Origin of the sequence: Endozoicomonas gorgoniicola, assembly GCF_025562715.2 — a bacterium.
Lineage (GTDB): Bacteria > Pseudomonadota > Gammaproteobacteria > Pseudomonadales > Endozoicomonadaceae > Endozoicomonas_A > Endozoicomonas_A gorgoniicola.
In genome coordinates this window covers 5,872,561-5,892,671 of the sequence record NZ_JAPFCC010000001.1, presented here as the reverse complement: position 1 = coordinate 5,892,671, position 20,111 = coordinate 5,872,561, and the positions used below count along the sequence as shown (strand labels likewise).

At 49.1% G+C, this 20,111-nt stretch carries 14 protein-coding genes; 2 read left to right on the top strand and 12 right to left on the bottom strand.

Annotation, left to right across the window (positions count from 1 at the left end):
- Positions 1–56 precede the first annotated feature (56 nt).
- Both ftsH and rlmE read right to left on the bottom strand, forming a co-directional pair.
- Positions 57–2,048 (bottom strand): ATP-dependent zinc metalloprotease FtsH, encoded by a 1,992-nt coding sequence (ftsH, locus tag NX722_RS26510; protein ID WP_262565831.1) that lies wholly within the window; start codon positions 2,046–2,048, stop codon positions 57–59.
- Between the two features lie 203 nt (positions 2,049–2,251).
- Complete coding sequence (rlmE, locus tag NX722_RS26505; protein WP_262565830.1) at positions 2,252–2,905, bottom strand: 23S rRNA (uridine(2552)-2'-O)-methyltransferase RlmE; 654 nt, start codon at positions 2,903–2,905, stop codon at positions 2,252–2,254.
- 297 nt (positions 2,906–3,202) lie between these two features.
- On the opposite strand from rlmE, the gene yhbY reads away from it, so the two are divergent.
- Positions 3,203–3,508, top strand: coding sequence for a ribosome assembly RNA-binding protein YhbY (gene yhbY, locus NX722_RS26500; protein WP_262565829.1), 306 nt, complete (start codon positions 3,203–3,205; stop codon positions 3,506–3,508).
- 74 nt (positions 3,509–3,582) lie between these two features.
- Here the strand turns inward: yhbY and NX722_RS26495 are convergent, their stop codons facing one another.
- The 7 genes from NX722_RS26495 to dapB form a co-directional block, all read right to left on the bottom strand.
- Positions 3,583–5,142 (bottom strand): tryptophan--tRNA ligase, encoded by a 1,560-nt coding sequence (locus NX722_RS26495; RefSeq protein WP_262565828.1) that lies wholly within the window; start codon positions 5,140–5,142, stop codon positions 3,583–3,585.
- 174 nt (positions 5,143–5,316) lie between these two features.
- Positions 5,317–7,359, bottom strand: coding sequence for an MGH1-like glycoside hydrolase domain-containing protein (locus NX722_RS26490; protein WP_262565827.1), 2,043 nt, complete (start codon positions 7,357–7,359; stop codon positions 5,317–5,319).
- A 198-nt stretch (positions 7,360–7,557) separates the two neighbouring features.
- Positions 7,558–8,379 (bottom strand): class I SAM-dependent methyltransferase, encoded by an 822-nt coding sequence (locus NX722_RS26485; protein WP_262565826.1) that lies wholly within the window; start codon positions 8,377–8,379, stop codon positions 7,558–7,560.
- Positions 8,380–8,535: 156 nt separating this feature from the next.
- Positions 8,536–9,012, bottom strand: coding sequence for a transcription elongation factor GreA (greA, locus tag NX722_RS26480; protein ID WP_262565825.1), 477 nt, complete (start codon positions 9,010–9,012; stop codon positions 8,536–8,538).
- Positions 9,009–12,230 carry a carbamoyl-phosphate synthase large subunit gene (gene carB, locus NX722_RS26475; RefSeq protein ID WP_262565824.1) on the bottom strand — a complete coding sequence of 1,074 codons (3,222 nt, stop codon included), beginning with the start codon at positions 12,228–12,230 and terminating at the stop codon, positions 9,009–9,011. Before carB ends, greA begins: the two co-directional genes overlap by 4 nt.
- 188 nt (positions 12,231–12,418) lie before the next feature.
- Entirely contained in the window at positions 12,419–13,561 is a 1,143-nt protein-coding gene (gene carA, locus NX722_RS26470; protein ID WP_262565823.1) for a glutamine-hydrolyzing carbamoyl-phosphate synthase small subunit, read from the bottom strand.
- A 418-nt stretch (positions 13,562–13,979) separates the two neighbouring features.
- Positions 13,980–14,789, bottom strand: a complete 810-nt coding sequence (dapB, locus tag NX722_RS26465; RefSeq protein WP_262565822.1) for a 4-hydroxy-tetrahydrodipicolinate reductase — start codon at positions 14,787–14,789, stop codon at positions 13,980–13,982.
- A 131-nt stretch (positions 14,790–14,920) separates the two neighbouring features.
- Here dapB and NX722_RS26460 point away from each other — a divergent pair, with 131 nt between their 5' ends.
- A complete protein-coding gene (locus NX722_RS26460; RefSeq protein ID WP_262565821.1) occupies positions 14,921–15,922 on the top strand; it encodes a hypothetical protein in 1,002 nt (333 codons plus the stop codon).
- A gap of 94 nt (positions 15,923–16,016) precedes the next feature.
- Here NX722_RS26460 and dnaJ read toward each other — a convergent pair whose 3' ends face one another.
- The 3 genes from dnaJ to grpE form a co-directional block, all read right to left on the bottom strand.
- Positions 16,017–17,159, bottom strand: coding sequence for a molecular chaperone DnaJ (dnaJ, locus tag NX722_RS26455; protein WP_262565820.1), 1,143 nt, complete (start codon positions 17,157–17,159; stop codon positions 16,017–16,019).
- A 173-nt stretch (positions 17,160–17,332) separates the two neighbouring features.
- Entirely contained in the window at positions 17,333–19,261 is a 1,929-nt protein-coding gene (gene dnaK, locus NX722_RS26450; RefSeq protein ID WP_262565819.1) for a molecular chaperone DnaK, read from the bottom strand.
- A gap of 234 nt (positions 19,262–19,495) precedes the next feature.
- On the bottom strand, positions 19,496–20,095 hold the full coding sequence (gene grpE, locus NX722_RS26445; protein WP_262565818.1) for a nucleotide exchange factor GrpE: 600 nt from the start codon (positions 20,093–20,095) through the stop codon (positions 19,496–19,498).
- Positions 20,096–20,111: the final 16 nt, after the last annotated feature.

The following is a 20,111-nucleotide window of genomic DNA, read 5'->3' as shown; positions in this document are numbered from 1 at the left end:
CGGTTAACGAAAAAAAACGGGCAGGAAAACCTGCCCGTTATCATAGACCGAATTAATTAAGCCTGATGGTTGGCCGGACCACCAATGGTGTCGTCCTTTTTATCCTGATCAGCTTTATCCTGATCAGCGCCATCATCAGCTTCCGGGGCTTTGGCCTCAGGTTGCTCTTCAGACGCTTCAACCTTTTCACCGCCTTCACCACCAGCGCCTTTATCACTGGAATCTTTTGGTGGACGAGGTGTCTTGCCTTCCATAATGTCGTTGATCTGATCACTGTCGATGGTTTCGTACTGAATCAGGGCGTCAGCCATCATATCCAGTTTGTCACGATTTTCTTCCAGAATCGTCGCCGCACAGGTATAACACTCATCAACAATACGGCGAACTTCCTGATCAATCAGCTTGGCCGTTTCGCCTGAAACATTAGAACCACCGCCACTGCCGTAGCTCTTGCCGAGGAAGACTTCACCTTCGTCTTCGTCGTACATCAGCGGCCCGAGCTTTTCAGACAAGCCCCACTTCGTCACCATGCTGCGGGCAATCTGGGTGGCTCGCTGAATGTCGTTTGAAGCACCCGTCGTCACACCATCAGCACCCAGGGTCATTTCCTCAGCGATACGGCCACCAAACAGAGAACAAATCTGACTCATAAGAGCCTGCTTGCTCTGACTGTAACGATCTTCCTCAGGCAGGAACATGGTGACACCCAATGCACGACCACGAGGAATGATGGACACTTTGTAGACCGGATCATGGTCTGGCACCAGTCGACCGACAATAGCATGACCCGCCTCATGGTAAGCCGTATTGCTCTTTTCCTTGTCGCTCATCACCATGGACTTGCGCTCGGCACCCATCATGATTTTGTCTTTCGCCAGGTCAAACTCATGCTGACCTACCATGCGTTTATCAGCACGGGCAGAGAACAACGCAGCTTCGTTCACCAGATTGGACAGATCCGCACCAGAGAAACCAGGCGTACCACGGGCAATTACTGCCGCATCAACATCGTCAGCCACAGGCACTTTTCGCATGTGTACTTTCAGAATCTGTTCACGACCACGGATATCCGGCAGCCCCACAACCACCTGGCGGTCAAAACGACCAGGGCGAAGCAGTGCAGGGTCGAGAACGTCAGGACGGTTAGTGGCGGCAATTACAATAATACCGTCGTTTGCTTCAAAACCATCCATTTCAACCAGCAGCTGGTTCAGGGTCTGCTCACGCTCATCGTGACCACCGCCCATACCAGCACCACGGTGGCGACCTACCGCATCGATCTCATCAATAAAGATAATGCAGGGTGCCTGCTTTTTGGCCTGCTCGAACATATCGCGGACACGGGACGCACCCACACCCACAAACATTTCTACAAAGTCAGAACCGGAGATCGTAAAGAACGGAACCTTTGCTTCACCGGCAATGGCTTTTGCCAGCAGCGTTTTACCCGTACCCGGAGGACCTACCATCAGGACACCACGAGGAATGCGACCGCCCAGACGCTGGAACTTGCCAGGGTCTTTCAGGAAGTCCACCAGCTCCTGCACGTCTTCCTTGGCTTCTTCTACACCCGCCACATCAGCAAAGGTGGTCTTGATCTGGTCTTCCGACAACAGGCGCGCCTTGCTCTTGCCGAAGCTCATGGGGCCGCCCTTGCCGCCTCCACCGCCCTGCATCTGGCGCATAAAGAACATAAAGACTGCCAGAATCACCAGAATCGGGAAGCTGGCGACCAGCAACTGAGTCCAGATACTCTGCTTTTCAATAGGCTTGGATTCAATCTGCACGTTGCCACGCAGCAGCTCGTCCATCAGCTGATTATCAGGCACTGCCGGAGGCAGGTTGGTTTCAAAGCGCTCACTGCTGCTAAGAACGCCGTTGATGGTATAACCGTCGATCACTACCTTACTGACCTGTCGGTTTTCAACCATGCTGATAAAGTCAGAATAATTGACCTTCTGCGTGGTTGTCTGCATACCATCGAAGTTTTTGAACACGGTCAACAGCACCAGAGCGATGATGACCCAGAGAATTAAATTTTTCGCCATATCATTCAAAGGGCTACCCTCTCTTGAACGTACTGAAGCCTGGGATAGTCGGTCGGTTTGGGCATGTGTACCGGCTCTACTCTCTTTATTTAGTTAATCTGCACCTGTAACAATACACGATTGGACGTTCAGGCGACAGTCATCAACAATCTATATAGCCAATAGAAAAAAGTAATTACACGTCCTTACAAAATGCTTAACGTTTAACCCTTGAAGCCTTTTGCCAGCAGATAAACCTCCCGGGAACGAGCCCTTGAAGCATCAGGCTTACGGGTAATCACTTTCGTAAAAGAAGAACGTAAATCCTTCAGATATTCCTCAAAGCCTTCACCCTGAAACACCTTGGCAAGGAATACACCGTTCTTACGCAACACCTGTCTGGCCAGATCAAGTGCCAGCTCGACCAGATACATTGCCTTGGGCTGATCTATAGACTGTGCTCCACTCATATTGGGGGCCATATCGGAAATTACAAGGTCTACCTCGTCAGAACCGATCGCCTCAAGAATCTCTTCCAGTACACGATCTTCTGTAAAATCGCCCTGCACAAAGGTGGCACCGGCAATCGGATCCATTGGCAGAATATCAGAAGCAACAATACGTCCGGAGTCGCCAATAATTTCAGCAGCCACCTGAGTCCAGCCACCGGGCGCAGCCCCCAGGTCGACAACCCTCATGCCGGGACGAAATAGCTTATCTTTCTCATGAATTTCCAGCAGCTTATAACTGGCACGAGAGCGCCAACCATCCTCCTGGGAGCGCTTTACATACTGATCATCAAAATGTTCCTGCAGCCAACGCTTACTGCTCTTGGAACGAGAGCAGCGTGAAGAGCTGGTGCTTTTGGATCGGGTCATGATTTACCTTAGGATTTACCTTAAAACAGAGATAATGAGGAACCGGCGCAGGATTTAACGGTCAAACCACACACCAGTACAAATAACGAACTCGCTAAGCCACGAGCGAGAATGTAGAATAATGAACTTTTCACTCTGGCAATATAGGTCTCTGTACGAGGCATGCCTGCAATTTTCAGGTAGTTCTCTATAAGAACGAGCTATTAGAGCTGGAAAATCCCCTTTAAAAAAAGCCTGATTGCTATGGCTGTATCGCAATCCGGCCATTGTATTGTTCAGCCTCAGGATTGTGCAATCATGAGTCTATCCACTGATAGAAAAAAACATTTCCGTTCCCTGGGCCACAAGCTCAAGCCTGTTGTGATGGTCGCCGGTAAAGGCATGACCAATGGCGTTATAGAAGAGACACTGCGAGCCCTGAGTGATCACGAGCTGATCAAGGTAAAATTCGCAGTAGGTGACCGCGATGTTAAAAAGGCAATGATCGACGCACTGGTTAAACAAACCCAGTGTGAACTGGTACAAACCATTGGCAACATCGCCCTGATTTACAAGGAAAACAAGGACGCCAAACCCAGTCTGTCTAACGTAAAGAGCTTCTGACTCTCTATCTCATGACTCTCTATCTCAGGGTTTGGGATCCGTCCGGTCCGCAAACCCTGGGAGAGCCTGCCCAATCACTTTTGAAAAAAGTGATCCCAAATTTTTAATTCGTCCGGTTTCAGTTCATTAACAATAGCTTCCAGAAAACCAAAGGGTCCCGGGTCTGAATCAACTTGCACTACTTTTTCATGCTTAAGCATTTCAGAGACATGAGAGTTAGTCAGTTTTTTTAAATTCAAATTATTAAAAACAATACTTTTCAGCCATATTACGGAACTTTCCAGCTCACCAATAGAGTCAATCAATGTATTCATGCAAGAATCTGTCCGGCTTTGTTGCTCAACGCTTAACGGAGTGAGTGCGTTGGCTTTTTGATCAATCCTGATCATTGGCATATCAGTGATACCCCCACCTACAACAACCAGAAATGTAGGCTTCCTCCCAAAATCACCATCTAAATGCATTAAATTTATGAGTACCCTCAGTGCTTGCCCTTTATTAATTCTGGTATTACTGAACAATATTTGCTTCAGGTACTGCCCTTCTTCAAAAGGCGTCAATATTATGTAAGGCAAAGAGTTAATGTCGTATGGATTCTCACCGGTTTTGCCAGTGTATTCTTGTTTGTTAGTTATAGCTTTGTATCGATCAGTATTATTCCCGAACCGATAAATAAACTGTTCATTGAGATAGTTGGTAAACCCAGTAAAAGTAACCGGGTTACCTGGCTTAGTCTGATCGTCATCGCCCTTCTGTAAATTGTTAAATAAAATAAACGGTTTTTCAATCATACCGTCGCCTTGCCATAGACTCACCTTATTCAGAGGTTCATCGTTATCTTCCAAAAGCCACTCTTTGAGCTGCTCGTTGATGAAAGATATACGACCACCCAACAACTTAGACTTTTTTGTTATTTTCGCTCCAGCATTGGAAATAATGGCATCCGGAACTGGCAACCTACTGCCAAACCGATATAAATCATGTCCAAAAAATGTTTGCCTTTGAGGCGCTGCAACTGGAATAAGAGGCGATGTCATATTATAAACCAAAAAAACATTTGGGTATTTTTGGAGAAATGACTTTATTTTTTCTAACCATCTTTTCTGATTTCGTTTTATCTTTTTAGCTGATTTTTTGCTATGCACACTCAAAGCCGCATTGTTATCACCCACCGGATGTTTGCTTTGATACAGAATACCATCTACATCCGTAACAATAAGAAAATTATATTGATTGTATTCCGACAGAATATTGCCGAACTGTTGCAGCAGAACATTAAGTTCGTCGTCGTCATCCCCTAAAAAACTTTTTCTGGATAAAGAGTCAGACAGGGTCTCTGAACTCTGTAAGTTTGCAATAGAAAATAAAGATCCGCCTGCGTTGCTATTGATATCACTCTCTGTTTTTGGGGGGTCTTTGGGATACAAAAAAAAATGTGAATCTAAAACCTGTTTGGTTTGCATAGTGTTTGATATAACAAATATCACACACACAAGGGGCAAAGTCAGCCTGTCATCAAAATACTGCGAAGCACTACCCGTGCTGACCAATAAGGTTAAGAGGCCAGGCAGCAATATGATCAAAATCGATCTAATCATCATAAATGGAAACTGTGAATAATTTTGCAGGATCATTAGCTTAGTATCTTATTGTAGGTTATACAGAACAAAAACAAATTCTGTCGCAGGTTCTGCAGCCTGATCGTTAAGACTGTGCGAGGGTCGAACTTCGCACAGTCTTTGTATTCTTTACGTGCAACGGTTTGCGAACTTGCCTGCGCGGTTATGGCTCCGGGACGTTCTGGGTTGTTACTCTCCCTGCTGCTTCAGGGAAATCCTTATTTCATTAGAAGGTTCTTCTTTGGGAATAACACGAATACTTTGAATGGGAGAGTCTTCCGGCAACATGCCTTCTATAATGATGTTCTCCCGGCTCAACTGTCCGGGGATTCTCTCTGTCACCATAAAACTTAACGACTGAGTGCCAATATATAGATTTTTGATGCCATGCTCATCAGTGCGATGCAGGTGCCAGACAATCTCATTTTCATGAATATCCAGACCCACAGCCACTTCCTGCATCACACCTATAGGCCCTAACCCTCCCCAACCCACAAAATTGTCTTTGGCTAACCATTCATTGCCTGTCGAATCTTTTCGCTGTCCCCGCCCCCCGGTCATCGGGCTGTTGTATTCATAAATTCTTTTTTCATCTCCCGCCTTTCCACAAAAGTCGATTGAGCCATCTTCAGGGATTGACCAACAGACTTCATATTCATCATCTGTGCTACTCCCTGACGACTCAAACATGGTTTCGGCAAGACCTGCGAGATATTTTTCACTGGCATTGACGGCTACAGTCCACGCCCCTTTCACAGACCCTGCGTAGTTCATCAGCCCCTTCAGCGTTATATAAACAAGCGGCGGCCAGACGCCACCCCGCCAGTAATCACCCTCTTTCTGAAACCAGCTGCTTGATGTAGCGACTGCCGGAAAAGGCATCGGGGTGTTGAAATAACGATCATTCTTCAGATAGGTCAACATATCCCGGGCTTGTTCAGTGCTGGCAATTTCTGCATACAGCCCCCAGTAGGCAGACAAAACAAAATCAGAAGATCTGTAATTACATTTTTCATAAGCGTTAAAGTAAAAACCCTTGTTTTCATCCCAAAGGCATGCATTTATTTTCTCTTTCAGCACCTCAGCTTTTTTGTGATACAGTTCTTTTTGTGTTTCTTTATCCAGAATGTCCGATATGTTTGCCATCGCATCATAATGCAGCTTCATCTGGGCTGAGGCATCAAACATAGCAAGATTCTTCACTGTAACTTCCGGATCCAGGGGGTTATAGGAATGAGACAGAATAGACACAGACCAGATATCACCCTTAAATAAACCACGGTTGTCTATGTCGATAAATTCAAACGTAATGGGCAAGTTATCCATACCTGACCCCATCCCCCCCTGCCAGAACAATCCGTCAACCTCCTCCCCACTTTTAATTTTTCGATTCTCTTCCAGCCACTCAGTATGCCCCTTAAGCACGTCGTAAACAGCCTCCAGTCTGCTGCGGTCACGGCTTGCAAGATAATGTCGCCATTCGGCGTGGGCAGCCAAAGGGGGATTACTGTTATTTTCTTGTCCAAAACGCTTTATGATTCTGGACTTTCTTTTAAGGATGGATTTCCTGAATTTTTCATAAGCAATTTCATTGCCTGCCCCTTTGTAAACATCCCAGTTACTTTTTTTCAAACCGAAGTCTGTTATGTTGCTGCCTATTGCCAGCTCCGGAGGCAGATTGGTTAACAGCCAGACGGAGCATCCCGGAAAGAAATGCACTTCACTACCATTCGGCGAAATTTCCCTGGGTATAAAACCATCTTCATGTTGCTGATTGTAAAAGCAGTCTAACCCCCCCAGTGTATTAAATGCTCTATGGACATAACGTCCGAAACCGAGGCTGATAAACGCCTGATGCCAGAAAAATTCGTGATCAGAAAGCTGAGTACTCAACCTGTTCGACACAAAGGCAGCCATTTTCGGTTCTTTAGACGACAACCGAATATTATTAAAAAAGGCTTTCCAGGTGAGATTGTTTAGTTTTTCCCAATCCTTTTTTGTCGACAAATGGATTTTGGGAATATGTTCCTTAAAACGCTTATAATTGACTTCTTCTGACTCTGACTGCCTTGCGTTGAACCTTTTCCCATATTCAGGATCCGAAGGAAAGTATGAAAACGTTTCTTCAACCCTGTAGAGTTCTTCCCCAAAAACCGTTAATGGCAGAAAGGCCAATACAACCAAAAAAATGCACAATCGTTCTGGCTGTTTTTTTTTAAGCAGCAGGGACATAAAAAACCTGTCGAATATTTATTCCGGGACAAGAATAGGTTTAAAGCCCAAAAATTCCAGAAATAAAAAATAATGATTAAAGATTCACAAAAGGTAACTTGTGTATCCTCCAAACTGTCTCCGCCAGGCACTACTATTCTATGGGCATCTGCTGCAGGGTGTCCGTATCGTGCGAAGTAAAAGCTTCGCACACTGTATTTACTTATACACAAGCACCATGCTCGTTGGCTGGTTAAAGAGTTTGAATTGATCTAACTGCAGAGTGTTTGCCCGTATGTGATGCAACATGCTTTTCTGAATGCTTTCAGGCAAGCCCCGAAGCTCTCCCCCTAAAATAAAACACCCCATCTCAAGCAAGGCTTCATCGTCATTCCATATACCAGAAAAATCCAGATAACCCGGCAGCAACTCTTCAACAGCTTCGATATTCAGTTCACTGAGTTCAGGCATAAGTTCCAAAGTACTCGAATGGGTATTTAAACCATCCTCCCGGATGGACATCAGTTCACTAAAATCATTCTGAATCAGATAAAAACCCGCAGCCGGCTGAAGAAAAATCACCAGTACACCATCCGGTTTCAGTCCTGCCATTGCTGCCCGAACATACTTCCCCATAGGCTGCATCCAATAAAGGCAATGCGACATAAGCACCACATCCCACACAGGCTTCAGTTCTGACTCCGGAGTAAAAGACTGTTGTCGTAATTCCTGTTGCTCTCCCAACGCTTCGGCTCTTGTCTGAAGCTCTTGAAAATGGTTCGCATTGGGCTCATAAGCTCCATAACGGCAAGGCTGCCTGTAAAGCTCAGATAATACGTCATGAAAAAAAATGCCGCGACCAGCCCCTATATCAAGAAGAGAGTATGGGCCGGGGCAATGCTTGTTAATAACACGAACCAATGCCCTTTTCATTGGCTCGTATTCACGGGACACCTTCACAAGAAAATTGAATGCTTCAGCGTAACGCGCCTCAGAGAAAGGTGCTGGCTGAATGACTGACTGCCTGGATTCAGGATTCACAGCGATTACCTTGTTTTTACAGATACCAGTCAGAACAGGTTAGTCGGCTTATCAGCAATCGTCCGGCGGATTGACTTAGCCAGGCAGCAGGCACAAAAAAAGCCGCGCCTCTTTTCAGGGCGCGGCTTTTTTCAAGATCAACCAGTCAGTACATCATCAGATGTACTTCACCTCATCAATCTCATACTCGATAGAGCCTGACGGTGTACTCACCACTACAACATCGCCTTCTTCCTTACCCACCAGGGCGCGGGCGATGGGCGAGTTGATGGAGATACGGCTGGCTTTGATATCCGCTTCATCATCACCAACAATTTTGTATTCCACTTCACTGTCGTCATCAAGATTCACCAGAGCAACCGTGACACCAAATACAACCTTGCCATTCTGCGTCAACGTGCTGACATCAATGACCACCGCATTCGACAGCTTGGCTTCAATATCATTGATGCGAGCTTCCATCAGCCCCTGCTGCTCCCGGGCAGCGTGGTACTCAGCGTTCTCTTTCAGGTCACCCAGCTCTCTTGCTTCCGCAATGGCCTGAGAAACACGAGGCCGCTCAACACCTTTCAGTTGTGCCAGTTCTTCGCGGAGGGCTTTTTCGCCCTCTACCGTCATTGGGTATCGATTCATCCAGTCTTACCTTCGTGCAGATCCTGAAGTCGTCTGACTGTTTTTTCCGAACCAAAAGCAATGGCCCGGGCAATAGCTTCTGCGCCCGCCATAGTGGTGGTGTACAGAACCTTGTTGGTCAGAGAAGAACGACGGATTTTATACGAATCCGCTATCGCCTGACGACCCTCTGTAGTATTCACTACAAAGGCTATATCACCATTCACGATACTGTCCACCAGGTTTGGACGACCTTCCATGACCTTGCGGGTGTAGGTGACCGGCAAACCGGCTTCCTCAATCACACGGGCAGTACCACTGGTAGCGACCAACTCAAAGCCGGTATCCATCAGCAGGCGCGCCAGTGCCGGAACCGCTGGTTTATCCAGGTCACGGACACTGATGATCACCTTGCCACCTTTTGGCAGAGACATATTCTCAGCCAGCTGAGCCTTATAATAAGCTTCCGGGAAGGACTGACCAACACCCATTACTTCACCAGTGGACTTCATCTCAGGGCCGAGAATCGGGTCAACACGAGGGAATTTGTTGAATGGGAAAATCGCCTCTTTCACACAGAAATACGGAGGGATAATCTCCCTGGTGAAGTTCAGCTCTTCCAAAGTCTTACCCATCATAACGCGTGCTGCCACTTTCGCCAGTGAGTGACCAATACACTTGGACACAAACGGCACCGTGCGGGAGGCACGAGGGTTGACTTCGATCACATAAATCTCGTCATCCTGGATCGCCAGCTGTACGTTCATCAGACCGATAACGCCCAGTTCGATCGCCATATCCCGAACCTGCTCACGAATCCTGTTCTGGACACGTGGACTCAGGGAGTAGGGTGGCAGGGAACAACCGGAATCACCAGAGTGAATACCCGCCTGCTCAATGTGCTGCATGATGGCACCAATCACCACATGCTTGCCATCGCATACCGCGTCCACGTCTACTTCCACCGCACGGTTCAGGAAGAAGTCCAGCAGTACCGGACTGTCGTTGGATACTTTTACCGCAGAAGACATATAGCGACGCAGCTCGTCTTCACCGGCCACGATCTCCATGGCACGGCCACCCAGAACATAGGATGGGCGCACGACCAGCGGGTAGCCGATCTCTTCAGCTTTCGTGACCGCTTCTTCAACACTGCGAACGGTAGCGTTCTGAGGCTGAACCAGTTTCAGCTTCTGAATCATTTCCTGGAAACGCTCACGGTCTTCCGCACGGTCGATCGCTTCAGGACTGGTACCAATGATTGGCACGCCTGCACGCTCCAGCGCACGCGCCAGTTTCAGCGGCGTCTGGCCACCGTACTGAACGATAACACCTTTTGGCTTTTCAACATCAATAATCGCCAGTACGTCTTCCAGAGTGATGGGCTCGAAGTACAGACGGTCAGACGTGTCGTAGTCGGTAGAAACAGTTTCCGGGTTACAGTTGACCATAATGGTCTCATAACCGTCTTCACGAGCTGCCATGGCGGCATGCACACAGCAGTAGTCAAACTCGATGCCCTGACCGATACGGTTAGGGCCACCACCGATCACCATGATCTTGTCGCGGGAAGACGGATCGGCTTCACACTCTTCTTCGTACGTGGAGTACATGTACGCTGTCGTGGAAGCAAACTCTGCCGCACAGGTATCGACACGCTTGAATACCGGCTTGATATCCAGCACACGACGATGGCTGCGCACTTCGTCTTCAGCAATGTTCAACAGCTCTGCCAGGCGGGCATCACTGAAACCTTTGCGCTTCAGGCGGAACATCTGATCCGCAGAGATATCCTTCAGGGAAGTACCCTGCAGCTTCTCTTCTTCACGCACCAGGTCTTCAATCTGAACCAGGAACCACGGGTCAATCATGCACTGGTCAAACACCGCTTCAACGGTCATACCGGCACGGAACGCATCCGCCACGTAATAAGGACGATCAGCCTTCGGCGTCACCAGCTCGGATTTAATGCGATCCAGCGCACCTTCAGCGGTCACATCAATAATCGGATCAAAGCCGTTAGCGCCAGTTTCCAGACCACGCAGGGCTTTCTGCATGGACTCCTGAAATGTACGACCAATAGCCATTACCTCACCCACTGACTTCATCTGAGTCGTCAGACGGTCGTCAGCCTGTGGGAATTTCTCGAAAGCGAAGCGAGGAATTTTGGTCACAACGTAGTCAATGGCAGGCTCGAAGGAAGCCGGCACCACACCACCTGTGATTTCGTTCTGCAGCTCATCCAGTGTGTAACCCACCGCCAGCTTGGCTGCTACTTTCGCAATCGGGAAACCGGTCGCCTTGGAAGCCAGGGCGGAAGAACGGGATACACGCGGGTTCATTTCGATCACGACCATACGGCCAGTATCCGGACAGATACCAAACTGTACGTTAGAACCGCCGGTCTCAACACCGATCTCACGCAGTACCGCAATGGAGGCGTTACGCATGATCTGATATTCCTTATCAGTCAGCGTCTGGGCTGGCGCAACGGTAATGGAGTCGCCTGTGTGTACACCCATCGGGTCGAAGTTTTCAATGGAGCAGACGATGATGCAGTTATCATTGCGATCACGCACCACTTCCATTTCGTATTCTTTCCAGCCGATCAGGGATTCGTCGATCAGCAGCTCGTTGGTCGGAGACAGGTCCAGGCCACGCTTACAGATTTCTTCAAACTCGTCACGGTTGTAGGCGATACCACCCCCGCTGCCACCCATGGTGAAAGACGGACGGATGATACAGGGAAAGCCCACTTCTTCCTGTACGCCCCAGGCTTCATCCATAGTGTGAGCAATACCGGCACGAGGTGTTTCCAGGCCGATGTTCTTCATCGCCTTGTCAAACATCTCACGGTCTTCAGCCTTGTCGATGGCGTCACGGCTGGCACCGATCATCTGAACGTCATACTTGTCCAGAATACCTTTGTGGAACAGATCCAGCGCACAGTTCAGAGCGGTCTGGCCACCCATGGTCGGCAGAACGGCGTCCGGACGCTCCTTGGCAATAATTTTCTCAACGGTTTCCCAGCGAATTGGCTCGATGTAAGTCGCATCAGCCATCACCGGGTCGGTCATAATGGTCGCCGGGTTAGAGTTCACCAGAATGACACGGTAACCTTCTTCTTTCAGCGCTTTACAGGCCTGGGCGCCGGAATAGTCAAATTCGCAAGCCTGACCAATGATGATGGGGCCGGCTCCCAGAATAAGGATGCTTTCAATATCAGTACGTTTCGGCATCGTCGCTCTCGTAACTAGTTTTCACGTTTGCCTGTCTGTTCTCTATGCAGCTTCAGACAGACAAACAAGCTGGGAATCTTTCTGGAAGCTGTCTCATCGTAGCCCGTGGCCCGTAGCCCGAAGCCCGTATGAACAAACGGGAATCGGGCCACGGGATACGAAAAACCGCAGCTTCGTTATCCGATAAATCAGGCCGTATGCTTAGCCAGCTCATCAATAAAGCGGTCAAACAGGCAGGCTACATCGTGCGGTCCGGGGCTGGCTTCAGGGTGTCCCTGGAAGCTGAACGCCGGGCGGTCTGTCAGCTCAATACCCTGCAGACTGCCATCAAACAGAGACTTGTGCGTCGCACGAACGTTCTCCGGCATGCCTTCTTCAGACACTGCGAAACCGTGGTTCTGGCTGGTGATCATTACTGTGCCCTTGTCCAGATCCTGAACCGGATGGTTAGCACCGTGATGACCAAATTTCATTTTTTCAGTCTGTGCGCCACTGGCCAGAGCCAACAGCTGATGACCCAGACAGATACCAAATACCGGAATACGGGTTTCCAGAATCTCTGTAATCGCCTCAATCGCGTAAGCGCACGGCTCGGGATCGCCCGGACCATTGGACAGGAAAACACCGTCAGGGTTCATCGCCAGTACTTCGCTGGCTGGTGTTTTAGCCGGAACCACCGTCAGACGGCAACCGCGCTGCGCCAGCATACGCAGAATGTTCTGCTTCACACCGAAATCATAAGCCACTACGTGGAATGGCTGTCTGGCAACCGCCTGATGGCTGTCAGTTTCCAGCTCCCAGACACCTTCAGTCCATTCATAAGGCTGCCCGGTCGTGACTTCCTTCGCCAGATCCATACCTTTCAGACCCGGGAAAGCACGGGCTTTCGCCAGAGCCGCTTCTACATCAATACTGTCACGGTTTTCACCGGTCATGATGCAGCCATTCTGGGCACCTTTCTCACGCAGAATCCGGGTCAGGCGACGGGTGTCGATTTCAGCGATAGCGACAACATTTTCACGGCGGAGGTAGTCATCAAGGGAGATCTGGTGGCGCCAGTTGCTGGCAATAAGAGGAAGGTCACGAATAACCAGTCCGGCAGCATGAACACTGGAAGATTCATTATCAAGAGGGGTGATGCCGGTATTACCAATATGGGGATAAGTCAGGGTGACGATTTGACGGGAATAGGAAGGATCAGTGAGAATCTCCTGATAGCCTGTCATGGCTGTATTGAAAACAACCTCACCACTGGTTTCGCCATCAGCTCCGATGGCAATGCCCCAGAAAAGACTTCCGTCTTCGAGGGCCAGAACGGCAGACTTAGTCAATGGGTCCTCCCAAACTTCGACCTGTTATATCCTACTGCAGTAACAGCAATCAGCGCTGTTACAACTCAGATGGATAACAAATGGGATTGCGCAGTAATCGTGTGGCACCGTCCAGGCATCTACAACAATCCAGGCACTAAAAACAGGCAATATAAGAACAACCACCTACTCAAATTACAACCAGCGAAGTTATGAACACGCCCAAAAAAAGCGAGAGGTTAAGATACCGTCTCGCTTTCTTATCAGCTTATGTCCGTACCATTCAAAACCAGCCGGAAAGCTAATGCTGAACTGTCGCCACACACGCAACAAATCAAATTCAAATTTTTCGCATTTAAACACAAAAAAACTGAACTGTCTACTTACTTTTATCGGGCTTTTAGCGAGTTCTCATTGAGCCATTTTCGTTAAGCAGACATCATTTTAGCCCCAAAACGTCCTGCATATTGTAAAGGCCTGCCGGTTTACCTGCCAACCAACGCACGGCTCTTAATGCACCACGGGCGTAGATCACACGATTACTGGCTTTATGGGTGATTTCAACCCGCTCACCCTCTGAGGCAAACAACACCGTGTGGTCACCAATCACATCTCCGGCACGGATGGTTGAGAAACCAATGGTTTCACGCTCCCGAACACCGGTAACACCTTCACGGCCATAAATGGCACACTGTTTCAGATCCCGACCCACGGCACCCGCCACAATTTCACCCATCGTCAGGGCAGTTCCGGAAGGTGCGTCCACCTTGTTGCGGTGATGGGCTTCAATGATTTCAATATCCGCATCTTCATCCATGATACGGGCGGCAGTTTCCAGCAGTTTAAATACAAGGTTCACACCGACACTCATATTAGAAGCAAAGACGATGGGGATATCTCTGGCCGCTTCCTGCAACCGGGCTTTCTGCTCATCACTCAAACCCGTTGTGCCAATCACAATGCTCTTGTCATGCTCACGACACAGTTCAACATTGCTCAGGGTAAAAGCAGGCGAGGTAAAATCAATCACAGTATCAAACTGGTCAACAACGTCAGACAGCTGCGGCGACAACTTTACGCCTAAGGCTCCTACTCCAGCCAGTTCTCCCGCATCAACACCAAGCAGACTGCTACCGGGGCGCTCTATGGCAGCACCCAGCTCTACCCGTTCATCAGCAGCAATCGCCTCGACAAACATTCGCCCCATTCGACCTGCGGCACCAACGACAGCAATTCTTGTTTTTGACATGAGCTTCTCCATGAATTCCGGCATTCAGTTGTCTGCGAACAGTCTAACGCCAGCCTTTAAAACAGCAAACCTGATAATTGCTCAATGATGTCTATATTTATGAACTCCAATCACGTCATGAACTATCTAATATGCGAAGTTGTTATTTTTTATGGATGCTCGTTATTGCCGGGCTTATAAGCACCCAGGCTTATTCAAAAACCAACGCTCTGGATAATTTTCTTTTGCTACATTACTCAAGCCATTCAGGTGGATTTCAGCACATTCCTCTGCCTGCAAGCACTGGTGACCCCAATACCTACGGCCCGGTTATTTACAACACAGAGCAAAACCACTCCTTTGCAGTGACCAGCCTGCCCGGATCACCTGCGACTACAATAACCCTGTTTTTTGACGATGCTGTAGAGCTGGTTACCTTTGAAAGTGGCATTTCGGTATCCGTTAGCCAGATCAGGAATAATAAATATCAGGTCGACATTAACCTGTCAGCCAGCAAACAAGTAAGAACCCGCGCTTTTTCCCTGATTGGAACAGGCACTCTTGATACAGAAAAAAATAAAGTCAACGGCCAACCCCGGCAACTCAAACCACTTTTTCACGGCTTACAACGCGAAGGCGGAAAAAAGACAACAACGACAGCTGAACAATGGGGACACATAGTTCGCTATCAGGGACAGCTAAAATCCGACCTGTACAGCGAGCAGGAAGCATGGCTACAACAACCAACACCCTCCACAGCAGTGGTAATGGTAGTAATAAAAAAAGACGCCCCCGCCCCCACGGCAGCGAACGAAGGGGAAAACACTCAGTCAGGTAGTGAAAGCGGAACGGGTGACCAGCCTCCAACCTCCACTCAGGAGGCCGGCCCACCCATCAATAATAGTGATGGTGGTGGTGCTTACAGTCCAGATGAGCTGTCTTTTATAATCGGGCAGTTTGGGCTACTAGCGGTGCCTTGTCCAGATTGTGGGCGTGTATATATACTCTTGCCCACTGAAAAAAAGAGTGAAACCAAGGATAAAACCACCACACCACAATCCTGCAACTCAGAAGTTACAGAAAAAGGTAGCAGCAGAGACAAAAAAGAGGATCCGGACGACCCATCCGGCGGCAAACCTTCTGCCGTAAAGTAAACTTAAAATAAACGATAAAAGACATTTTTCACATAAAACCAAAGACAAAAAAAGCGGCTATAAAAGCCGCTTTTTTTGTGTCTGAATCGCCAAATCAGGAAGCCATATCGTCAAAGAATTTCTTCACCCCTTCAAAAAAAGAGGTTTTCTTTGGAGACTGGCGTTCTTCACCTTCAGCTGCAAAGGTATCTTTCAATTCCTGCATCAACTCTCTCTGGCGCTCTGTCAGCTTCACCGGCGTCTCAACAACTACACGACACATCAGGTCGCCACGACTGCCACCACGAACCGGCGTTACACCTTTGTCACGCAGGCGGAACAGCTTGCCGGTCTGAGTTTCCTTTGGAATCTTCAGCTTAACCCGACCATCGAGGGTTGGCACTTCCAGCTCACCACCCAGCGCAGCATCGACAAAGGTAATCGGCACTTCGCAATACAGATTTTTGCCATCACGCTGAAAGATCGGGTGATCCGCAACGCTCACCTGCACATACAGGTCGCCGGAAGGACCACCGTTAGCACCCGCTTCGCCTTCACCAGATAAACGAATACGGTCGCCAGTATCAACACCCGCAGGCACCTTAACAGACAGCGTCTTGTATTCCTGCACACGACCTTCACCGTGACATTCACGACAAGGGTCTTTAATCATCTTGCCGGAACCACGGCAGTCCGGACAAGTCTGCTGAACCGCAAAGAAGCCCTGCTGCATACGCACCTGCCCCATACCACCACAGGTGTTACAGGACGTTGCTGAAGTGCCTTTTTTGGCACCCGTACCATTACAGCTGCCACACTCGTTCAGGGTTGGGATACGAATCTTCTTGGTCGTCCCTTTAACCGCTTCTTCAAGGCTCAGATCCAGCTGATAACGCAGGTCGGCACCACGCTGGACACTGCTGCGGGAATGACCACCACCTGCACCGAAGATGTCGCCAAACACATCGCCAAAGATATCACCAAAGCCACCGGCACCGCCGCCAAAGCCGCCTTGTCCGCCACCCATGTTAGGGTCAACCCCAGCATGACCATACTGGTCATAAGCAGCCCGTTTCTGGTCGTCAGACAGAATCTCAAACGCTTCGTTGACTTCCTTGAAATGCTCTTCAGCATTCTTGTCATCAGGATTACGATCAGGGTGATACTTCATGGCCATCCGGCGGTAGGCCTTCTTGATTTCCTTGTCCGAAGCACCCTCTGCCACGCCGAGAACTTCGTAATAATCACGTTTTGCCATCAGTAAAACCCTGAGAGCTGCGGTACTTGTACCCGCAGGCTCTTAAATATTCTTAACCGTTTTCACACCGGGAACACTCCCGATCATTTAATCGTTTTGTTAAATGCAACAGCGCGGGAATAATCCCGCGCTGTCGTTTAACTCACTTCATACCGCAGCGCGGAATGCCGTGCTTACTTCTTGTCTTCTTTCACTTCTTCAAACTCGGCGTCAACAGCGTCGTCCGCAGAATCAGATTTAGCTTCCTGCTTAGCAGCACCTTCAGCACCCGGCTGTTGCTGCTGAGCTTCAGCGTACATCTTCTGAACCAGGCCGGAAGAGGCTTCAGACAGAGCCTTGGACTTCTCTTCGATAGCGTCTTTGTCGTCGCCTTTCAGAGCTTCTTCCAGCTCGGCCAGAGCCGCGTTGATCGCAGTCTTCTCTTCTTCAGTGGCCTTGTCGCCAGCTTCTTCCAGAGTCTTGCGAGTTGCGTGTACCAGGCCATCGCCAGTGTTGCGTGCAGCAGCCAGTTCCTCGAACTTCTTGTCTTCTGCAGCGTTGGCTTCAGCGTCCTGTACCATTTGATCGATTTCGTCATCGGACAGACCGGAAGATGCCTTGATCACGATGGACTGCTCTTTACCAGTCGCTTTGTCTTTAGCGGACACGTTCAGGATACCGTTAGCGTCCAGGTCGAAGCTTACTTCGATCTGTGGCATACCACGTGGAGCCGGTGGAATGTCGGACAGGTCGAAACGGCCCAGAGACTTGTTCGCAGACGCCTGCTTGCGCTCACCCTGACATACGTGAATGGTTACCGCAGTCTGGTTGTCGTCAGCTGTAGAGAATACCTGGGACTTTTTGGTCGGGATGGTGGTGTTCTTGTCGATCAGGGAGGTCATAACACCGCCCATGGTTTCGATACCCAGAGTCAGCGGAGTCACATCCAGCAGCAGAACGTCTTTTACGTCACCCGCCAGAACCGCACCCTGAATGGAAGCACCCATAGCAACGGCTTCATCCGGGTTAACGTCTTTACGAGGCTCTTTGCCGAAGAACTCTGCAACTTTTTCCTGAACCATTGGCATACGGGTCTGACCGCCTACCAGAATGACTTCGTCGATCTCGGACAGATCCAGATCGGAGTCTTTCATTGCAATGCGGCATGGCTCCAGAGAGCGCTGAACCAGATCTTCTACCAGAGATTCCAGCTTGGAACGGGTTACTTTAACGTTCAGGTGCTTAGGACCGGTTGCGTCAGCCGTGATGTATGGCAGGTTTACGTCGGTCTGCTGTGCGGAAGACAATTCGATCTTCGCTTTTTCAGCCGCTTCTTTCAGACGCTGCATCGCCAGAGGGTCGCCTTTCAGGTCGATACCCTGGTCTTTCTTGAACTCTTCTGCCAGATAGTCGATCAGACGCAGGTCGAAGTCTTCACCACCCAGGAACGTGTCACCGTTGGTCGCCAGTACTTCAAACTGGTGTTCGCCGTCTACGTCGGCAATTTCAATGATGGATACGTCGAAAGTACCGCCACCCAGGTCATAAACCGCGATGGTCTGGTCGCCTTTACGCTTATCCATACCGTAAGCCAGTGCCGCAGCGGTTGGCTCGTTGATGATTCGCTTAACGTCCAGACCCGCGATGCGGCCAGCATCTTTGGTGGCCTGACGCTGAGAATCGTTGAAGTACGCTGGCACAGTGATGACTGCTTCAGATACAGACTCACCCAGGTAGTCTTCAGCGGTCTTCTTCATTTTTTTCAGGATTTCAGCAGAAATCTGAGGCGGTGCTTTCTTGTCGCCCTTAATTTCTACCCACGCATCGCCGTTGTCGGCTTCAACGATTTTGTAAGGCACCATCTCGATGTCTTTCTGAACCACGTTATCTTTATAACGACGGCCGATCAGACGCTTGATGGCAAACAGGGTGTTATCAGGGTTGGTAACGGCCTGACGCTTGGCTGGCTGACCTACCAGAATTTCACCTTCATCCGCAAAAGCGATGATGGAAGGAGTAGTGCGACCACCTTCAGCGTTTTCCAGAACCTTGGCTTTTTCGCCGTCCAGAATGGATACACAGGAGTTTGTTGTACCCAGGTCAATACCGATAATTTTACCCATGATGGTTATCTCCAGTACTCTGAAATCAGAGCGTTAAATTTTTGAAAACTGTTTAAATCCGGTTTGCCATCTGCCGTTGTCATCCTGTGTGCTTTACCCGATCAGAAGCCGGTAAAGCGTTTTGATGATCCGGAGGTCGATGGCCTTCGCTTTGCTATATGGGATCGCCCAATTTTTTTTCAAGTGTCCGATACAGACTTTTTTTCAATTTTTAATAGCTGCTCTAAATAACTGCTACTTGGAAACAACCACCATCGCCGGACGAACCAGGCGGTCATTCAAGGTGTAGCCTTTCTGGAAAACATCCATGACAGTGTTTGGTTCCATATCCGGATTAGGCACCATGGACATGGCCTGATGGAAATTCGGGTCAAATGGCTGACCAGCCGGATCGACCTGTTTTACACCTGACTTTTCCAGGGAAGACAGGAACTGCTTCAGGGTCAGGTTCATACCTTCAATGATACCTTCATGACTGCCTTCCGCCTGTTCGGCACTTTCAATGCCTTTCTCCAGGCTGTCTACCACCGGGATCAGGGAGTCGACAAACTTCTCCAGGGCAAACTTGTGGGCTTTTTCAACATCCTGCTGAGAGCGGCGTTTGATATTCTGCATTTCAGCGTGGGCGCGCAGGGTCTGGTCTTTAGCCTGTGCCAGTTGTTCGGTCAGGGTTTCAACCTGCTGTTGCAGCTTGCTGTCCGCAGCCTGTTCTGCTTCATCACCAAGAGGCACACCACCTTCTTCGTTAAGCACGAACTCTTCTACTGTTTCATGCTCAGCTGCTACTGCTTCTTCAGATACCTGTTCTTCAGGCTTACCGTTTTCAACTGTCATTCCGAATCTCCGGTTG